Raw genomic sequence first — 15,437 nt, forward strand, 5'->3', positions numbered from 1 at the left:
TTTAGCGAGCTCCCACCGGAACGACGGTGACATTGTTGCCGCGTGCGACGCGAACGACTGGTCCGGAATAAGCCGGAGTTCCCCCTGCGGCGGCGGGTGCGGGCCCACCGCGAATTGCGCTCGCGAGACTGCTGAGCGCACCGATCGCCTGATCGGCCTTGTCTGAAGCGCGTGCCGGCACCGAGCGGCGCTGGAAGCGCGACACGTCGCCACCCGTGGTGTACGTCGTGTTGTTGTCGCTCGGTCGATTGGCGATCGCGAGCAGCATCTGCTTTTCCTGCGCCGGGTCGGCATTGGCCGGGACCTTGACTTCCCCTGAGGCGACGGCGCGTTCGAGGTCGGCCGTATTGTCGGCGATCGAGCGCAGCGACAGTGACAGCGTACCCAGGCTCTGCGCGACGGCGAGCTTCTCCGCGATCCGCGGGGTCACTTCGAACGTCACGTTGGAGAAGGTCTTGACCTCGGTCTTGCCGTCCTTGTCCTTGTCGGTAATCCGCTGGTCGGTCGCCAGGACGCGGACGTTGCGGATGATGGTCTCCGAGACCTTGAGTGCCGGACCATCGCCGCCGCCCTCGACGTTCTGCGTCAGGACGACATCGACATGGTCGCCCGGGAAGACGAAGCCGGCGACGCCGGTCGACACGTTCACCGGAACCGTGATTGCGCGCATGCCCGGGCCAAGCGCCGCGGCGAGGAAGCCTCGGTCCCGCGGCCCCACCAGCGCGCCGCGGGTGAGCGGCTGGCCGGCAGTGATCTGATAACGCACGACGGTGCCGAGCAACGTCTTGGTGTCGCTGTCCGCACCACCCTCGACGTAATAAGCGCTCTGCATCAGTTCCTTGGGCCAAGGCTGATAGGTGAGGCTTTCGGCATCGATGATCGTGCCGACGGCCAGCGCCTTGCGAGCGACCAGGATCTTAGGTCCAAGCGGCACCGCTGGTGCAGCGGCCGCCTGTTGCGCTCCCGCGCCGGCAAACATGTTCTTGGCCATCACCGCGGTAACTACCGCAATGACCAAAGCTCCAATGAGCAGAGCGAGCTTCTTTACATTCATGGCGCGATCGCCTCCCCTGGAAGGGCCCCGAAATCAGTCACAGACATCAGGCAAATTGGTTAAGAAAGCGTTGGGCGAGAATCGCCAGACCGCCACAAGCGATCGCGACCCCGTACGGAATCTCGGGCCGGCCCTCGCGCTGCCTGGCGCGATGCCAGGCCAGCAGAGCGAGTGTCAGGACGCCACCCACGATGGACATCAGCACAAGGAATTTCACGGTGATTCCCGGTGGAAACCAGAGCGCCAGTGCAGCGGCCAGCTTAACGTCGCCGCCGCCCATCATGCCGGCGTAAAAGGCGCCCGCGAGAATCGCGAAGACGGCGGTTCCGGCCGCGAGTTGGATTGCGACGCCGGGCCACGGCGAAAGTGCAACCGACAGCCAATAGAGCGGCGCGAGCAGCGCGACCGTCAGGTTCAGCCGATTCGAAATCGTGAACGTCCTGGCGTCGACCACCGCGGCGATGACGAGCAGCGCCGCAAGGCAAGCGAGCAGGATTTCCGTGAAAGCGCCGTTGAACATGGCCTAACCCACTAGACGGTACGGCTTTCCAATTCGTAACCGGCCTCGAGAATGAATGATTTCGACATCATCATCGTCGGCGGAGGGATTGCCGGAGCGAGCCTTGGAGCAGAGGTCGCGGCCAAGCGCCGGACCTTGATCGTCGAAGCGGAAGATCAATGCGGCTTCCATTCGACGGGACGATCCGCGGCCTTTTATCTGGAAAGCTATGGCGGCCCCGCGATCGCGGAGTTGACCATTGCGTCCGGCCCGTTTCTAGAGCGGCCGCCGAGCGATTTCTCGGAGCGCGGCTTCCTGTTCCGCCGGGGTGGCCTCAGTCTTTCCGATGGCCCGTGGCCGGAAGTGCCGGACCGCGTCGTCGCCCTCCGAATCGAGCGGGAGGCGCTGGAGCTGATGGTGCCCGGACTTCGCCCGCGCTGGACCAGGGCATTGTTCGAGCCTGGGTGCGCCGACATCGATGTCGCGGCGCTTCATGGCGCTTTTCTTGGTCAATTCCGGCGAGCGGGCGGCACGGTCGCGACCGATTCGCGGCTCGAGCAGGCCAGCTGGTCCGATGGCGCGTGGTCGGTCTCCCTGGCCGGCAGCTCGAACCTGCGCGCCGCGATGCTCGTCGACGCGGCCGGAGCCTGGGGAGACGAGGTCGCCGTGCGCTGCGATGTCGCGCCGCTCGGGCTCGAACCCAAACGCCGAACGATGGTCCAGTTGCGGGTCGGGCGCTCCGGACTGAAGGGCCTGCCGCTCGTCAACGACGCTGGCGGGACATTCTATTTCAAGGGCGAAGGCGACCGAACGCTGTGGCTCAGCCCGCACGATGAGATTCCGAGCGCACCCGGCGATGTCGCGCCCGAAGAAATCGACATCGCCATCGCCATCGCTCGCTTTCAGGAGGTCGTCGATTGGCCGGTCGAGCAGGTCGAGCGAAGCTGGGCGGGTCTCCGGACCTTCGCTCCCGACCGCTTGCCGGTCTACGGCTTCGACCCGGCCATGCCGCAGTTCTTCTGGTGCGTTGGGCAGGGCGGGTTCGGAATCCAGACTTCGCCGGCCGCGGGAAGGCTCGCCGCGTCCCTTCTGCTCGGCCAGCCGCCCGATCCAACGGTCGCGCACATCGGCCTGGGCGCCTTTTCCCCGGCTCGCTTCAGGCGATGATCGAATGGCCGTTGGGGGAGATCACGTGCCAGATCTCCCCCCACCGCCCCCCCACAGGGTTGAAAAGAGTCGGTGATCCAGCGGTAAGACACTGAGCGCCCGGCTATTCCAAGTTAACTTTAGCTAGGTTGCCGCGGTCGTTGCCGGTCGGCTTCCGCGCACGCCAGGGCATCGACCCGATCATTCTCGGGGTGTCCGCTATGGCCTTTCACCCAGTGCCATTCGATCCGGTGCGGCGCGGCGGCGTCGATCAGCTCCTGCCACAGATCCGCGTTCTTCACGGGCTTTCTGTCGGAGGTGCGCCAGCCGTTCTGACGCCATTTGTGGACCCAGCGCGTGATGCCGTCCCGCACGTAAATACTGTCGGTGTGCAAGCCGACCCGGCACGGCCGCTTGAGCGCTTCGAGGCCGCGGATCGCGGCGAGCAGCTCCATCCGATTGTTGGTGGTGAGGGGCTCGCCGCCCGCAATTTCGCGTTCCTTCTTGCCCATCCGCAGCAGCACGGCCCAGCCGCCTGGTCCAGGATTGCCGCGGCACGCGCCGTCGGTGAACATTTCGACCTCGGGCAGATCCGTCACTTCAGGCAACGAGCTCGCGCGGCAGCTTGAAGATCATTCGCTCGGGCGAATGGTCGGCCTGTTCCTCGGTGACTTCGAAGCGTGAGCCCAGGGCATCGACCACTTCGCGAATGAGCAGCTCCGGAGCTGAGGCGCCGGCGGTGAGGCCAAGCGTGCTGGGCTCGCCCAGCCAGTCCCAATCGATGTCGCTTGCGCGCTCGATCAACCGGGCCGGCACGCCCATCCGCTGCGCGACTTCTGCCAGGCGAAGCGAGTTGCTGCTGTTTGGAGAACCGATCACGAGCAGCTTGTCGCATTCCGGCGCGATCGCCTTGACCGCGGCCTGGCGATTCGAGGTGGCGTAACAAATGTCCTCGCTGCGCGGCGCTCGGATTTCGGGGAAGCGTGCCTTGAGCGCCGCGACGATCGCGGCGGTGTCGTCGACCGAAAGGGTGGTCTGGGTGAGGAAGGCGAGGGTGGTCGGCTCGGCAAGCTCCAGCCTTCCGACGTCCTCGACGGTCTCGATCAGCGTCATCGACCCCGACGGCACCTGGCCGAACGTGCCGATAACCTCGGGATGACCGGCATGGCCAATGAACAGGATGTGCCGGCCCTCCGCAATCAACCGCTCGGCCTGGCGATGAACCTTGGAAACGAGCGGGCAGGTGGCATCGACGTAAGTGAGGCTCCGGTTCTGCGCTTCCGCCGGGACGGACTTGGGAACACCGTGGGCCGAGAAGACGACGGGCCGGTCGTCCGGGACTTCGTCCAGCTCGTCGACGAACACCGCTCCCATTTCGCGCAATCGGTCGACGACGAAGCGATTGTGGACGATCTCATGCCGCACGAAGACCGGCGCGCCGAACCGCTCGAGCGCCAGCTCGACGATTTGGATCGCGCGATCGACCCCAGCGCAGAAGCCGCGCGGAGCCGCGATCAGCACGCGCAGTGGGGGCAGAGAGGGCGCTCGGTTCAGCATCGGGAAAGGCATGTAAGCCTTCGCTTGCAGCCATAGAAGGCCCTTCCTATGAACGCGCAGACCAATTCCGATCTCGTAAGGATTTCGCACTCGTGAAGCTTCGCCTCACCGCCCTGCTCGCCTTGACCATGCTCGCCGGCTGCCGCCACACCGGGGACATCGATGAAGAAACGCAGGGTGTCTACGCCGTGCGGAGCACCTGCCCCATCCTCGGCGTGCCGTCCGGGACCGGCGACATCACCTTGTTCAATCCGCCGAGCAGCACGGATTCGCGGGCCATCGACGTAACCGCGACGGTCACGGATGTCCGCGGGACCTGCCAGGACGCGGGCAATGACGTCGTCTCGACCGCCACCTTCACGGTCGTTGCGTTGCGGCGCGATGCCGGCTCGGCGCGCCAGGTCCTGCTCCCCTATTTCGACGTCGCGCTGCAGGGCGGCACCAGGGTGGTCGCCAAGCAGATCGGCCAGGCCGCGGTCAATTTCGCTGCCGGCGACATTCACGGCTGGACGCGCATTCAGACGACGGTGCGCGTCAACCGCGGCGCGGCGACTCTTCCGGCGAGTGTTCGCGCCGCGATCACGCGCGAGCGCAAGCCCGGCGACCCGCAGGCCGCGCTCGATCCTCTGTCCGATCCAGCGGTCCGCCTGGCGGTGGCCAACGCAACCTTCGAGCATCTCGTCGGATTCCAGCTGACGCAGGAGCAGATCCGCTACAACGCCACGCGTTGACTCGGCGCGTGGGCGCGGCCAAGGCGTGCCGCGTCGCCGGTGTCCGCAGGGATGCCGGGAGGCCGCGCGGGAGAGTCCGTCCTAGACGGCGCCGAAGGAGCAACCGCCCCCGGAATCTCTCAGGCCAAAGGACCGCGCGCGCCTGACAGTCTGGAAAGAGCCCACCGCAGTGGGCCGCCGAAGGGGCAAAGCTCTCAGGCGCTAAGGACAGACGGGGGCGGCAGCTGAAGCGTCGGGAGACGCCTTGGCCGTCGCACCATTTGCCGGAGCGCATGAATGAGCAAGGAAGTCCACAGCGGCCCGACCGACGAGACCCAAGCGCGGGGCACGCCGTATAGCGGCGATCCCCAGGGCGGCGCGGAAGTAACCCAGGATCCACTCGACAAGCTCCCGCTCGACGCCTGGCACCGCGCCAGGGGCGGACGAATGGTGCCGTTCGCGGGCTACGAAATGCCGGTCCAGTACGAAGGCATCATCGCCGAGCATAACTGGACGCGCGAAAACGCCGGCCTGTTCGACGTCAGTCACATGGGCCAGCTGCTGGTGCACGGGAAGGGTGCGGATACCGCGCTCGAGAAGCTGCTCCCGGGCGACCTTCAGTCAGCCCCGGATATGAAGCCCAAATATTCGCTGTTGCTCGAGGACAATGGCGGGATCGTCGATGACCTGATGGCGACGCGCCGCGGCGAGGACTTCTACGTCGTCGTCAACGGCGCCACCAAGCACGGCGACATGGACTATCTGCGGCGGCGCCTGCCAGCGACCGTCGTCGTCGATTACATGAAGGAACAGGCGCTCCTCGCGCTTCAGGGGCCGCGCGCCGCCGAAGTCCTCGAAACGATTGTTCCCGGCGTCGCCGACCTCGGTTTCATGCAGGGCGCGCCGTTCAATTGGCAGGGGCACAATCTGTGGATCAGCCGGTCCGGCTACACCGGCGAGGACGGGTTCGAGATTTCGGTCCCCGCCGTCGCCGCCGCAGACATTGCCGACGCGATTGTCGCGCACGATGCAGCAAAGCCGATCGGCCTCGGTGCGCGCGACTCGCTGCGCCTCGAAGCCGGCCTGCCCCTCTACGGCCACGACATCGATCATGAGACGACGCCGGTGATGGCCGGGCTGACCTTTGCGATCAACAAACGCCGCCGCGCCGAAGGCGGGTTCGCGGGCGCGATGCGCATTCTCGCCGAGTTGGAGAACGGCCCGCCGCAGAAGCGCGTGGGCTTCGTTATCGACGGGCGCCAGCCGGTGCGTGAAGGCGCGCTCGTGCTGGACGGCGAAGGCAATGAGATCGGCAGGATCACCAGCGGCGGCTTCTCACCCTCGCTCGGACGGCCGATCGCCATGGGTTATGCGGCAACGCCGTTCGCCGAGGTCGGCACGGCACTAAAGCTCGAGCAGCGCGGCAAGCTGTTCGAAGCCACAGTCGCCACGATGCCCTTCGTCCCCCACCGCTATCACCGCAAGGGAGCCGCCTGATGACCGTCTATTTCACCAAAGACCATGAATGGATCCGGGTCGACGGCGACACCGCGACCGTTGGCATTTCGGACCATGCGCAGGAGGCGCTGGGCGACATCGTCTTCGCCGAGGTGCCCGAAGCCGGAAAGCGCCTGAATAAGGGCCAGGAAGCCGCGGTCGTCGAATCCGTGAAGGCAGCCTCCGACGTTTACGCCCCCGTTTCGGGCGAGGTGATCGAGGGCAATGCCGCGATCGCCGACGATCCCGCGGTCATCAACCGCGATCCCGAGGGCGACGGCTGGTTCTTCAAGCTCAGGCTCGACGACACGGGCGAGCTCGACGGCCTGATGGACGAGGGCGCCTATCGCGAGTGGGTGAAGACGCTTTGAAGCCCACCGTAATCTCGACCAGCAAATGGGACGCGGCCGACTATGCCAAGGTTGGCGGCTTCGTTGCCGAACTTGGCGGCGCTGCCCTTGACCTGCTCGACCCCCAGCCGGGCGAGCACATCCTCGACGTCGGCTGCGGTGACGGCACGCTGACGGTCAAGATCGTCGAGCGCGGGGCCACTGTGGTTGGGATCGACAATTCGCTCGAGATGATCGGCGCGGCACGCGAAAAGGGGCTCGACGCGCGGCTGATGGACGCCGCCGACATGAAGTTCAGCGAATCGTTCGATGCCGCCTTCTCCAATGCCACGCTCCACTGGGTCCTCGACAAGGAACGCGCAGCGCGCGCGATCTGGTTCGCGCTCCAGCCAGGCGGGCGCTTCGCCGGTGAGATGGGCGGCGAGGGCAACATTCAGAAGCTGCGCGAGGCGCTCGATGAGGAGCTGATCCTCCGGGGCTATCCGCCGCCGGTCGACGCGAGCAATTGGTACGCCTCGCCCGAAGAGTTCGCCGAAGTTTACGAACGCGCCGGCTTCCGCGAGATCGACGCTCGGCTGATCGAGCGTCCGACTCCCATCGAGCACGGCATTGCCGCCTGGGTCATGACCTTCCGCAAGGGCTGGCTCGACCGCGCCGGCGTGCCCGATGAGGAGCGCGTCTCGATCGCCTCCGCAATTGCCGACCACGTCGGTTCCGATGTCGCCGACTACGTTCGTCTCCGCTTCATCATGAGAAAGCCCGACTGATGCGTTATTTGCCGCTGAGCGACGCCGATCGCAGCGAGATGCTGCGGGTGGTTGGCGCAAGCTCGATCGACGATCTTTTCCGCGACGTGCCCGAGGCCGCGCGTCTCAGCGGCCCGATCGAGGGCCTGCCGATGCACGCGTCGGAAATGGCGGTCGAGCGGCACATGACCGCCCTGTCGCGCAAGAACATGGTCGCGGGCGACGTCCCCTTCTTCCTCGGCTGCGGCGCTTACAAGCATCACATTCCCGCGAGCGTCGACCACATCATCCAGCGCGGCGAGTTCCTGACCAGTTACACGCCCTACCAGCCCGAGATCGCACAGGGCACGCTGCAGATGATGTTCGAATTCCAGTCGCAGGTCGCGCGCCTGTTCGGCTGCGAGGTGGCCAACGCCTCGATGTACGACGGCTCAACCGCGATGTGGGAAGCGATCGTCATGGCCCACCGCATCACGCGGCGGAACAAGACGATTATCTCGTCGGGTGTGCACCCGCATTACGTCAGCGTCGCGAAGACGATGGCCAAGTTCACCGAGGACCGGCTCGAGACCGCGTTTCCGGAGCTGGATGCCGAAACGGACGCCGCTCGCCTGATCGCCAGCATCGACGATGAAACCAATGCTGTCGTCGTCCAATATCCCGACATTCTTGGCCGGATCACCGACCTGACGCCGATTGCGGAAGCTGCGCATGCCGCCGGGGCACTACTGATCGCAGTGGTCACCGAGCCGGTCGCACTGGGGCTAATTAAATCGCCGGGCGAAATGGGCGCCGACATCGTTGTCGGCGAGGGCCAGAGCATCGGCGTCGGGCTACAGTTCGGCGGGCCCTATGTCGGCCTGTTCGCCTGCCGCGAGAAGCATGTCCGCCAGATGCCGGGGCGGCTGGCGGGGGAGACAGTCGATGCCGAAGGCAAGCGCGGCTTCGTGCTCACGCTTTCGACCAGGGAGCAGCACATCCGCCGCGAGAAGGCGACCTCGAACATCTGCACCAGCTCGGTGCTGTGCGCGCTTGCCTTCACCGCCCACCTGACCTTGCTAGGCGAGAAGGGGCTGAGGCAACTCGCGTCACTAAATCACGCGCGCGCGCGCGAGGCCGCGGATCGACTTTCTGCGATTCCAGGAGTGGAATTGGTCAACGACAGCTTCTTCAACGAGTTTACGCTGAAGCTGCCGGTCGAGGCTCGGCCGGCCGTCCATGCGATGGTCGAAAAAGGCGTGCTCGGCGGCGTATCGCTCGGCCGCCTCTACCCAGCCGTCGAGGTCTTGCAGAACGGGTTGGTCGTCGCGGTCACCGAGACGGTCACCGACGAGGACGTGGCTGCCCTGGAGACCGCGCTGAAGGAGATCGCCCGATGACCGTCAATCCTTCGGGCTGGCGGCCGTCTGCGCCTGCGAACGAACAGGGCGAAGCGCAGACCGTCACCGGCAACCGTGCCTTAATGCTCGAAGAGCCGCTGATTTTCGAAATCGATGCAAGCGAGACGACCGGCGTCGATTTCGCGGACTTGCCAAAGGTCGAAACCCGGCTCGGCGGCCTCGAGCGGTCGCGGCCGATCGGATTGCCGGGCCTTTCGGAGCCCGAAGCGGTCCGCCATTACACCCGCCTCAGCCGCCAGAATTACGCGATCGATCTCGGCCTCTTCCCCTTGGGAAGCTGTACGATGAAGCACAATCCCCGCCTGAACGAGAAGGTCGCGCGGCTGCCAGGGTTTGCCGACGTCCACCCGCTCCAGCCGCAGGAGACCGTGCAGGGCGCGCTTCAGGTGGTCGACGAGCTGGCGCGATGGCTGCTCGCCCTCACCGGCATGCCTGCCGTTGCGATGAGCCCCAAGGCCGGCGCGCACGGTGAGTTGTGTGGCTTGCTGTGCATTCGGGCAGCTCTCGAAGCGCGGGGCGACAAGCGCGAGGTCGTGCTGGTTCCCGAGAGCGCGCACGGCACCAACCCGGCGACCGCGGCCTTTGCCGGCTACCGGGTCGAGAGCATTCCGGCGAACACGGCAGGACGCGTCGACCTCGACGCCTTGACGTCACGGCTCGGTCCCGATGTCGCGGCGGTGATGATCACCAACCCCAACACCTGCGGCCTGTTCGAACCGGACATGAAGGCGATCAGCGACGCGGTGCATGCCGTGGGCGCGTTCGTCTATTGCGACGGCGCCAATTTCAATGCGATCGTCGGCAAGGTCCGCCCCGGCGACTTGGGCATCGATGCGATGCACATCAACCTCCACAAGACCTTCTCGACCCCGCATGGAGGGGGCGGGCCGGGCTCGGGTCCGGTCGTCTTGTCCGAAGCGCTGGCGCCTTACGCGCCGCTTCCGTTCGTCGAACGCAACGGTGATGAGTTCCGCCTGGTCGAGGAAGAGACCGCGGGCGAGCATCACGGCCGGACCTTCGGCCGCATGGTCGCCTTCCACGGCCAGACGGGCATGTTCACGCGGGCGCTGGCCTATATCCTGAGCCACGGAGCGGATGGCTTGAAACAAGTCGCCGAGGATTCGGTGCTCAACGCCAATTACATCCTGCGAAGCCTGGAAGACGTGCTCGACGCGCCCTTCGCGACGAGCGGCCCGTGCATGCACGAGGCGATCTTCTCTGACAAAGGCTTCGCTGGCGACGTCAGCACGCTCGACCTCGCCAAGGCGCTGATCGACGAAGGCTTCCATCCGATGACCATGTATTTCCCGCTGGTCGTCCACGGCGCCATGCTGATCGAGCCGACGGAGACCGAGTCCAAGGCGAGCCTCGACCAGTTCATCACGGCCCTCCGCTCGATCGCCGGGCGCGCCAAGGCCGGCGATCAGAGCCTGAAGGCCGCGCCAGTCCACGCCCCGCGCCGCCGCCTCGACGAAACGCTTGCGGCACGCAAGCCGGTCCTCACATACAAAGAGCAGGGCGCCGCTCAGGCCGCCGAGTAGGGAGTAGCCGAGTGCATCAATCGGGGGGAAATTGGGTCACGGCGCTCGTGCCGTTCGTCATCATCGCGGTCGTGCTCGCGCTGCGATTCCGGTCGATGAGCAAAGAGCGGCCGCTGAAGGTTGAAACCTTGTGGGTCGTTCCGGTCGTCTATCTCCTGCTTGCGGGGTCGATGCTGGTGGCGCTTCCGCCGCCACCGATCGGCTGGGGGTTGGCCGTCCTCGGGATCGGCGTCGGTGCCGCAATCGGCTGGCATCGTGGCAAATTGATCCGCATCCATCGCGACGCCGAGAGCGGTGAGCTTCGTCAGAAGGCCTCGCCCATCGCGATCGTCCTGCTGGCGGCGCTGGTCGTTCTGAAGCTCGGCGCTCGCGCCATCTTCGGCGACACCGCCGTGGGCCATCCTGGCAGCGGCGCGATGCTGTTGACCGATGCCTTCATCGGCTTTGCACTCGGGCTTCTGTCGGCGACGCGGCTCGAACTGTTCCTGAGGGCGCGGCAAATCCCAGCGGCCCAATGAGCGATGAGAGGCGCTTCTACGAGGCGCCGAGCGCTGGCGGTCCGCTGTCCGCTCCAGCGGCGCTCCGTAACCGGGAGCCGATCGCGGCCGTGCTGGCCGACTGGTTGCCTGAGCGCGGGACGGTGCTGGAGATTGCCAGCGGGACCGGCGAGCACGTGGTCCATTTCGCCGAAAGGTTCGGGGGGCTCGAATGGCAGCCGAGCGACCTGCACCCTGACGCCCTCGACTCGATCCGCGCCCGGCGCGCAGCAGCGGCATTGCCCAACATTCGCGAACCGGTCGCCCTCGACGCCGCAGCGGCCGCGTGGCCGATCGAACGGGCCGATGCGATCCTCAGCATCAACATGGTGCACATCAGTCCGTGGACTTCGGCGCTCGGGCTGATTGCGGGCGCTGGACGCCTCCTGCCGATCGGTGGCCCGCTCATTCTCTACGGCCCTTGGCTGAAGGACAACATTCCAACCGCGCGGAGCAATGTCGAGTTCGACGACAACCTTAAGCGACGCGATCCGGAATGGGGCCTGCGCCGGGTCGAGGATTTTGTGAGAGCGGCGCAATCGAGGAGCCTCGCGCTTGAGGACACTCGGGCGATGCCGGCCAACAATTTGATGCTGCTGTTTCGCCGGGCAGACGGTTCGCGTTAAACCAAGCTTTACCAAACGCGCGCTATGCGCGTGGAATGGACGAAAGCAGCATCGGTCAGAATCGACGCTCGCGACGTTCGCCGGTCCTGTTGACGGCGACGATTGAGCTTGGCGGCGCCGTGCACGAGGTGAAGCTGCGTAATCTGTCGAGCGACGGCGCACTGGTCCAAGGCGCGGAAAGCCTGCCAGAATTTGCAAGCGTAACCTTTTGCCGGAAGGATCTTCGAGTCCGCGCGCGGATCGCCTGGGTCCAGGGAAGCCACGCCGGCGTTGCTTTCGAAAAGCCGCTCGAGCCTGCGGAAGTGCTCCGTCACGTGCCGCGCCGCGAGGCTAAGCCGCTGCCGTCCGAGCTGTTCAACCGGCCGGCCGTGACGCGGCACCAACTCTCGCAGGTAGAACGGCGCTGGATTCAAGACTGGATGGACAGCAACGGAACTGACCGGCCCGGCGAGTAGGTTTGCCGGATCAGCGCATCGGGCGTAGGCTCCCGACAGGGAGAGCGCGATGCGGGTTTGTCCGCTATTTGCTTTATCGCTGTTGTCGGCAGCCCCCGCCATTGGGGCCGAACCGGCAATTCTTCAGGTAGAGACCGTTTCCGCCGCCAAGATCGACACCACGACTCAGACCGAGGACGTCAAATTCCGGAATGAGCGCTATGACCGCATGACGGTCCCCGTCCTGCTGTCGGGCATCGGTCCGTACCACTTTCTTGTCGATACCGGCGCCGATCGGACGGCGATCTCCCGCGACATAGCCGCTCAGCTCGGGCTTCAAAGCGGCCAGAAAGCAGCGCTGCACAGCGTCGCCGGCGTGTCCAGGGTCAGCACCGCGATGGTTCCAAGCCTCTTGCTTACCCACAAGCCGGTGCGGATCGATGATGCGCCGCTGCTCGAGAGCGCGAACATGGGCGCCGATGGCATCCTCGGCGTGGATTCGCTTCGCGCCCAGCGCATATTGTTCGATTTCGATGCGCAAACCATGTCGATCGTCCCGGCGGCGGTTCCCGATTTCAAGGATGAGCCGGGAACGATCGTGATTCGGGCCAACCGTCGCAATGGCCGTCTCGTTCTGACGGAGGCGGTCGCGAACGGGCGCCCGGTGACCGTCGTGCTCGACACGGGGGCACAATTGAGCATCGGCAATGCGGCCTTGCGCCGCCAGCTCGAGGCCGACAACTCGATCGAGGGCGTGCGCCAGGTTCAGATGGATTCGGTCACCGGAGAGAAACTGCTGGGCGACGTGGTTTTCATTCGCAAGCTCCAGATCGGCGGCGTGACTCTCAGCGATCTCGCCGTCGTTTTCGCGCCGGCGCACACGTTCAAGCAGCTGCGGCTCGAGAATCGGCCGGCGATGCTGCTCGGCATGAATGCGATCCGGGCGTTCAAGAAGGTCTCGATCGATTTTGCCAATCGCCGGCTCCGGGTGGTCATGCCCGAGCATAGCGCGCTCGACACCAGGCTCGCGCGACTGAACCGGCCGCCTGAAGCGCTGCGGAACTGAACTCCCAAAGCCGCTGTTGTCATTGCCGGTCCCAGGCGGCAATTGACCGTTCGTACGGTGGGGGGAAGCGGCTTTGCTCGTTTATTGGTGCCTGTTTCTCTACTTCGCCTCCGGCTCGCTGATCGAGCAAGCGAATAGCGCCGCCGTCGCCGCTTCTGGCCAGCCGAATGCGCGCATTTATGCTGGGGTGTCCAAGGGCCTGCTGAGGTTCGGCCTGTTCCTTACGGCTCTGTTGATCGGCTTTCGGTTCAAGGTTGGCGCCGATTGGCGATCGTACGCCGAAATCTTCTACAGTACGCGATTCCAGACCTTCGCCGACATCCCGAAGATCGGCGATCCCGGCTATTACCTGCTGAACATTGTCGTTCAGGGGCTCGGTGCCGACCTGTGGCTGGTCAATCTCGTCTGCGGCATCATCGTCGCCATTGGAATTTGCCGCTTTGCGGAAGTCCAGGCGCGGCCTTGGCTGACGGTCCTGGTCGCCGTCCCGTACCTGATCATCGTCGTTGCCATGGGCTATACGCGCCAGGCGGTCAGCATCGGCTTCATCTTGATGGCGATGGCGTCCTACATCCGGACAACGTCAGTGGTTCGGGTGGGGATTTACGTTGTTCTCGCCGCGATGTTTCATCGCACCGCGATCATCGCCTTGCCGTTCATTGCCGTCGGCAACGAACGGGCCCGCTTCATCCAATTGCTGGTGAGCGTGATCCTCGCCTATCTCCTCTATTACCTGTTCCTCTCCAACTCGCTCGATCGATACATCTCCAACTACATCGACGCGCGATACGCCTCCGAAGGCGCCGGCGTCAGGATCGCGATGGATTTCTTCCCGGCCGTCCTCCTCTTCCTGCGACGCTCGAAGCTCGGTTTCTCGACGGTTGAATGGCGCATCTGGCGCAACCTCGCCCTGGTCGCGTTGGGGCTTCCGGCAGTGCTGGTGCTGCTTCCGTCGAGCGCCGCGCTGGACCGGATCGCGCTTTACATCATTCCCCTTCAGCTCGCCGTGCTTTCGCGACCCAAGAGCGTTTTCGCGACCGAGGGCGTCGGCACCCTGTTGATCATCATCTACCTGGCGACGGTTCAATTCACCTGGCTGAATTACGCGCACCACGCCCGCTACTGGGTGCCTTACCATCTCTGGAGCTTTTGACCGTTTGCAACGCCGCTGAGCGACCGCTAGCTAGGCCGAGCCGCGGAGCCCCTGTGGCGGAATGGTAGACGCGCTCGACTCAAAATCGAGTTCCTTAACCGGAGTGTCCGTTCGAGTCGGACCAGGGGCACCAGCTGGCAATCAGTGTTCGGTGACGCTGCGCACCACTTTGGCGAACCGTGCCGCCACCGCATTCGCCGAATAGGACTTCTCCACCGTTTTCCTCGCGGCCGCGCCCATTTGCCGGCGCAGCTCCGTCGAGTTCGCAAGGCTTAGTAGACTTTCGACGTAACCATCGGCGTCGGCTGCAAGATAGCCATTGCGTCCATGTTCGATGATCTCGTTGTTGACGCCTACTGGGGAGATCACGACCGGTCGTCCGGTGGCCATGCATTGGAGGGCCTTGAGGCCACATTTCCCGCGCGTCACCTCGTCGTCCGGTAGCGGCATGATGCCAACGTGCGAATGTCCGATTTCCTCGGCCTCGCGCTCCTCGGACCATGGGACGAAACGCATTTCCGCGCCGGCGATGGGGTGCGTCGGCGGCTCGTTGCATATGACCTTCACGACGAGCGGGATGAGGCGAGCGAGCCGCTCGAGCGGCTCGCGGGCGAATTCGAAGTGAGCCAGGGTGCTGGTCGAGCCCGTCCAGCAGACCACGAACGGTCGGTCGGCGAGGGGTTCCGGCTGAATGGGGTAGCGCTCCAGGTCGATGCTCGTCGGGACGACGAACACCCTATCGTTCACGCGTCGGGCGTAATCGGCGAGGAATTCGTTGCCGGCGCTGACTGCGGTCGCCAGGCCGCAGATTGTTCGGGTCTTTCCGAAGAAATGAAGCCGAGAAAAAATTCCGTGGCGCATCTGTTGCGCAGGCGACCAGATCGAATCGTCGAAGTCGACGATGATCGGCTTGCCCGACCACGCGAGCAGCCGCTCGTAAATGGCCGGGCCGATGAGCGCCGCCTCGCGATGGATGACCACGGCGTCATAGTCCCGGGCCTCGCGCAAGACCGTCGAGCGCCGCACGAAATCCGCCGCGACCAGCCAGGCCTTCTCCGCGTAGTGGCCGCGCTTGTAGAGGATGTCCGCGAGCCGTTTGGATTCGAACGGCGCGAAATCGAG

17 protein-coding genes, 1 tRNA gene and 2 riboswitches are annotated in these 15,437 nt (G+C 65.1%); of the genes, 13 read left to right on the forward strand and 5 right to left on the reverse strand.

The window, feature by feature from the left end; genetic code table 11:
* Position 1: 1 nt before the first annotated feature.
* Both cpaB and N539_RS0110805 read right to left on the reverse strand, forming a co-directional pair.
* Positions 2-1,054, reverse strand: coding sequence for a Flp pilus assembly protein CpaB (gene cpaB, locus N539_RS0110800; protein ID WP_028970262.1), 1,053 nt, complete (start codon positions 1,052-1,054; stop codon positions 2-4).
* Between the two features lie 46 nt (positions 1,055-1,100).
* Entirely contained in the window at positions 1,101-1,574 is a 474-nt protein-coding gene (locus N539_RS0110805; protein ID WP_028970263.1) for an A24 family peptidase, read from the reverse strand.
* Positions 1,575-1,625: 51 nt separating this feature from the next.
* Between N539_RS0110805 and N539_RS0110810 the strand changes: the two genes are divergently transcribed.
* Positions 1,626-2,720, forward strand: coding sequence for an NAD(P)/FAD-dependent oxidoreductase (locus N539_RS0110810; protein ID WP_028970264.1), 1,095 nt, complete (start codon positions 1,626-1,628; stop codon positions 2,718-2,720).
* A gap of 119 nt (positions 2,721-2,839) precedes the next feature.
* Here N539_RS0110810 and rnhA read toward each other — a convergent pair whose 3' ends face one another.
* Both rnhA and ispH read right to left on the reverse strand, forming a co-directional pair.
* Entirely contained in the window at positions 2,840-3,298 is a 459-nt protein-coding gene (rnhA, locus tag N539_RS0110815; protein ID WP_028970265.1) for a ribonuclease HI, read from the reverse strand.
* Between the two features lies 1 nt (position 3,299).
* Positions 3,300-4,256 (reverse strand): 4-hydroxy-3-methylbut-2-enyl diphosphate reductase, encoded by a 957-nt coding sequence (gene ispH / locus N539_RS0110820; RefSeq protein WP_028970266.1) that lies wholly within the window; start codon positions 4,254-4,256, stop codon positions 3,300-3,302.
* Between the two features lie 92 nt (positions 4,257-4,348).
* On the opposite strand from ispH, the gene N539_RS0110825 reads away from it, so the two are divergent.
* The 12 genes from N539_RS0110825 (at position 4,349) to N539_RS0110880 (ending at position 14,448) form a co-directional block, all read left to right on the forward strand.
* Positions 4,349-4,987, forward strand: coding sequence for a hypothetical protein (locus tag N539_RS0110825; RefSeq protein ID WP_231463032.1), 639 nt, complete (start codon positions 4,349-4,351; stop codon positions 4,985-4,987).
* A 57-nt stretch (positions 4,988-5,044) separates the two neighbouring features.
* Positions 5,045-5,132, forward strand: a riboswitch (glycine riboswitch).
* A 1-nt stretch (position 5,133) separates the two neighbouring features.
* Positions 5,134-5,202, forward strand: a riboswitch (glycine riboswitch).
* A 61-nt stretch (positions 5,203-5,263) separates the two neighbouring features.
* Positions 5,264-6,463 carry a glycine cleavage system aminomethyltransferase GcvT gene (gcvT, locus tag N539_RS16720; protein ID WP_081774318.1) on the forward strand — a complete coding sequence of 400 codons (1,200 nt, stop codon included), beginning with the start codon at positions 5,264-5,266 and terminating at the stop codon, positions 6,461-6,463.
* Positions 6,463-6,834, forward strand: coding sequence for a glycine cleavage system protein GcvH (gene gcvH, locus N539_RS0110835; protein WP_028970268.1), 372 nt, complete (start codon positions 6,463-6,465; stop codon positions 6,832-6,834). Before gcvT ends, gcvH begins: the two co-directional genes overlap by 1 nt.
* Entirely contained in the window at positions 6,831-7,580 is a 750-nt protein-coding gene (locus tag N539_RS0110840) for a class I SAM-dependent methyltransferase (protein ID WP_028970269.1), read from the forward strand. Before gcvH ends, N539_RS0110840 begins: the two co-directional genes overlap by 4 nt.
* On the forward strand, positions 7,580-8,938 hold the full coding sequence (gene gcvPA / locus N539_RS0110845) for an aminomethyl-transferring glycine dehydrogenase subunit GcvPA (protein WP_028970270.1): 1,359 nt from the start codon (positions 7,580-7,582) through the stop codon (positions 8,936-8,938). The genes N539_RS0110840 and gcvPA overlap by 1 nt, the downstream gene beginning before the upstream one ends.
* Complete coding sequence (gene gcvPB / locus N539_RS0110850; protein ID WP_028970271.1) at positions 8,935-10,500, forward strand: aminomethyl-transferring glycine dehydrogenase subunit GcvPB; 1,566 nt, start codon at positions 8,935-8,937, stop codon at positions 10,498-10,500. The genes gcvPA and gcvPB overlap by 4 nt, the downstream gene beginning before the upstream one ends.
* Before the next feature lie 11 nt (positions 10,501-10,511).
* Positions 10,512-11,018: a CcdC protein domain-containing protein gene (locus tag N539_RS0110855; protein WP_028970272.1), complete on the forward strand. Its 507-nt coding sequence runs from the start codon at positions 10,512-10,514 to the stop codon at positions 11,016-11,018.
* Positions 11,015-11,662, forward strand: coding sequence for a DUF938 domain-containing protein (locus tag N539_RS0110860; RefSeq protein ID WP_028970273.1), 648 nt, complete (start codon positions 11,015-11,017; stop codon positions 11,660-11,662). The genes N539_RS0110855 and N539_RS0110860 overlap by 4 nt, the downstream gene beginning before the upstream one ends.
* 35 nt (positions 11,663-11,697) lie before the next feature.
* Complete coding sequence (locus tag N539_RS16725; RefSeq protein ID WP_037552746.1) at positions 11,698-12,117, forward strand: PilZ domain-containing protein; 420 nt, start codon at positions 11,698-11,700, stop codon at positions 12,115-12,117.
* Between the two features lie 82 nt (positions 12,118-12,199).
* Positions 12,200-13,162 carry a retroviral-like aspartic protease family protein gene (locus N539_RS16730; protein ID WP_051531747.1) on the forward strand — a complete coding sequence of 321 codons (963 nt, stop codon included), beginning with the start codon at positions 12,200-12,202 and terminating at the stop codon, positions 13,160-13,162.
* A gap of 73 nt (positions 13,163-13,235) precedes the next feature.
* Positions 13,236-14,315 (forward strand): EpsG family protein, encoded by a 1,080-nt coding sequence (locus tag N539_RS16735; RefSeq protein ID WP_051531748.1) that lies wholly within the window; start codon positions 13,236-13,238, stop codon positions 14,313-14,315.
* Between the two features lie 47 nt (positions 14,316-14,362).
* Positions 14,363-14,448, forward strand: a tRNA-Leu gene (locus N539_RS0110880).
* Positions 14,449-14,456: 8 nt separating this feature from the next.
* Here the strand turns inward: N539_RS0110880 and N539_RS16740 are convergent.
* A complete protein-coding gene (locus N539_RS16740) occupies positions 14,457-15,341 on the reverse strand; it encodes a glycosyltransferase family 4 protein (protein ID WP_197018406.1) in 885 nt (294 codons plus the stop codon).
* Positions 15,342-15,437 lie beyond the last annotated feature (96 nt).

Source organism: Sphingomonas sp. URHD0057 (assembly GCF_000620665.1).
GTDB lineage: Bacteria > Pseudomonadota > Alphaproteobacteria > Sphingomonadales > Sphingomonadaceae > Sphingomicrobium.

Bases quoted from the DNA above. Each gene is read 5' to 3' on its own strand.
- cpaB (WP_028970262.1), bottom strand. From the start codon at position 1,054: ATGAATGTAAAGAAGCTCGCTCTGCTCATTGGAGCTTTGGTCATTGCG.
- N539_RS0110805 (WP_028970263.1), bottom strand. From the start codon at position 1,574: ATGTTCAACGGCGCTTTCACGGAAATCCTGCTCGCTTGCCTTGCGGCG.
- N539_RS0110810 (WP_028970264.1), top strand. From the start codon at position 1,626: ATGAATGATTTCGACATCATCATCGTCGGCGGAGGGATTGCCGGAGCG.
- ispH (WP_028970266.1), bottom strand. From the start codon at position 4,256: ATGCTGAACCGAGCGCCCTCTCTGCCCCCACTGCGCGTGCTGATCGCG.
- gcvT (WP_081774318.1), top strand. From the start codon at position 5,264: ATGAGCAAGGAAGTCCACAGCGGCCCGACCGACGAGACCCAAGCGCGG.
- gcvH (WP_028970268.1), top strand. From the start codon at position 6,463: ATGACCGTCTATTTCACCAAAGACCATGAATGGATCCGGGTCGACGGC.
- gcvPA (WP_028970270.1), top strand. From the start codon at position 7,580: ATGCGTTATTTGCCGCTGAGCGACGCCGATCGCAGCGAGATGCTGCGG.
- gcvPB (WP_028970271.1), top strand. From the start codon at position 8,935: ATGACCGTCAATCCTTCGGGCTGGCGGCCGTCTGCGCCTGCGAACGAA.
- N539_RS0110860 (WP_028970273.1), top strand. From the start codon at position 11,015: ATGAGCGATGAGAGGCGCTTCTACGAGGCGCCGAGCGCTGGCGGTCCG.
- N539_RS16725 (WP_037552746.1), top strand. From the start codon at position 11,698: ATGGACGAAAGCAGCATCGGTCAGAATCGACGCTCGCGACGTTCGCCG.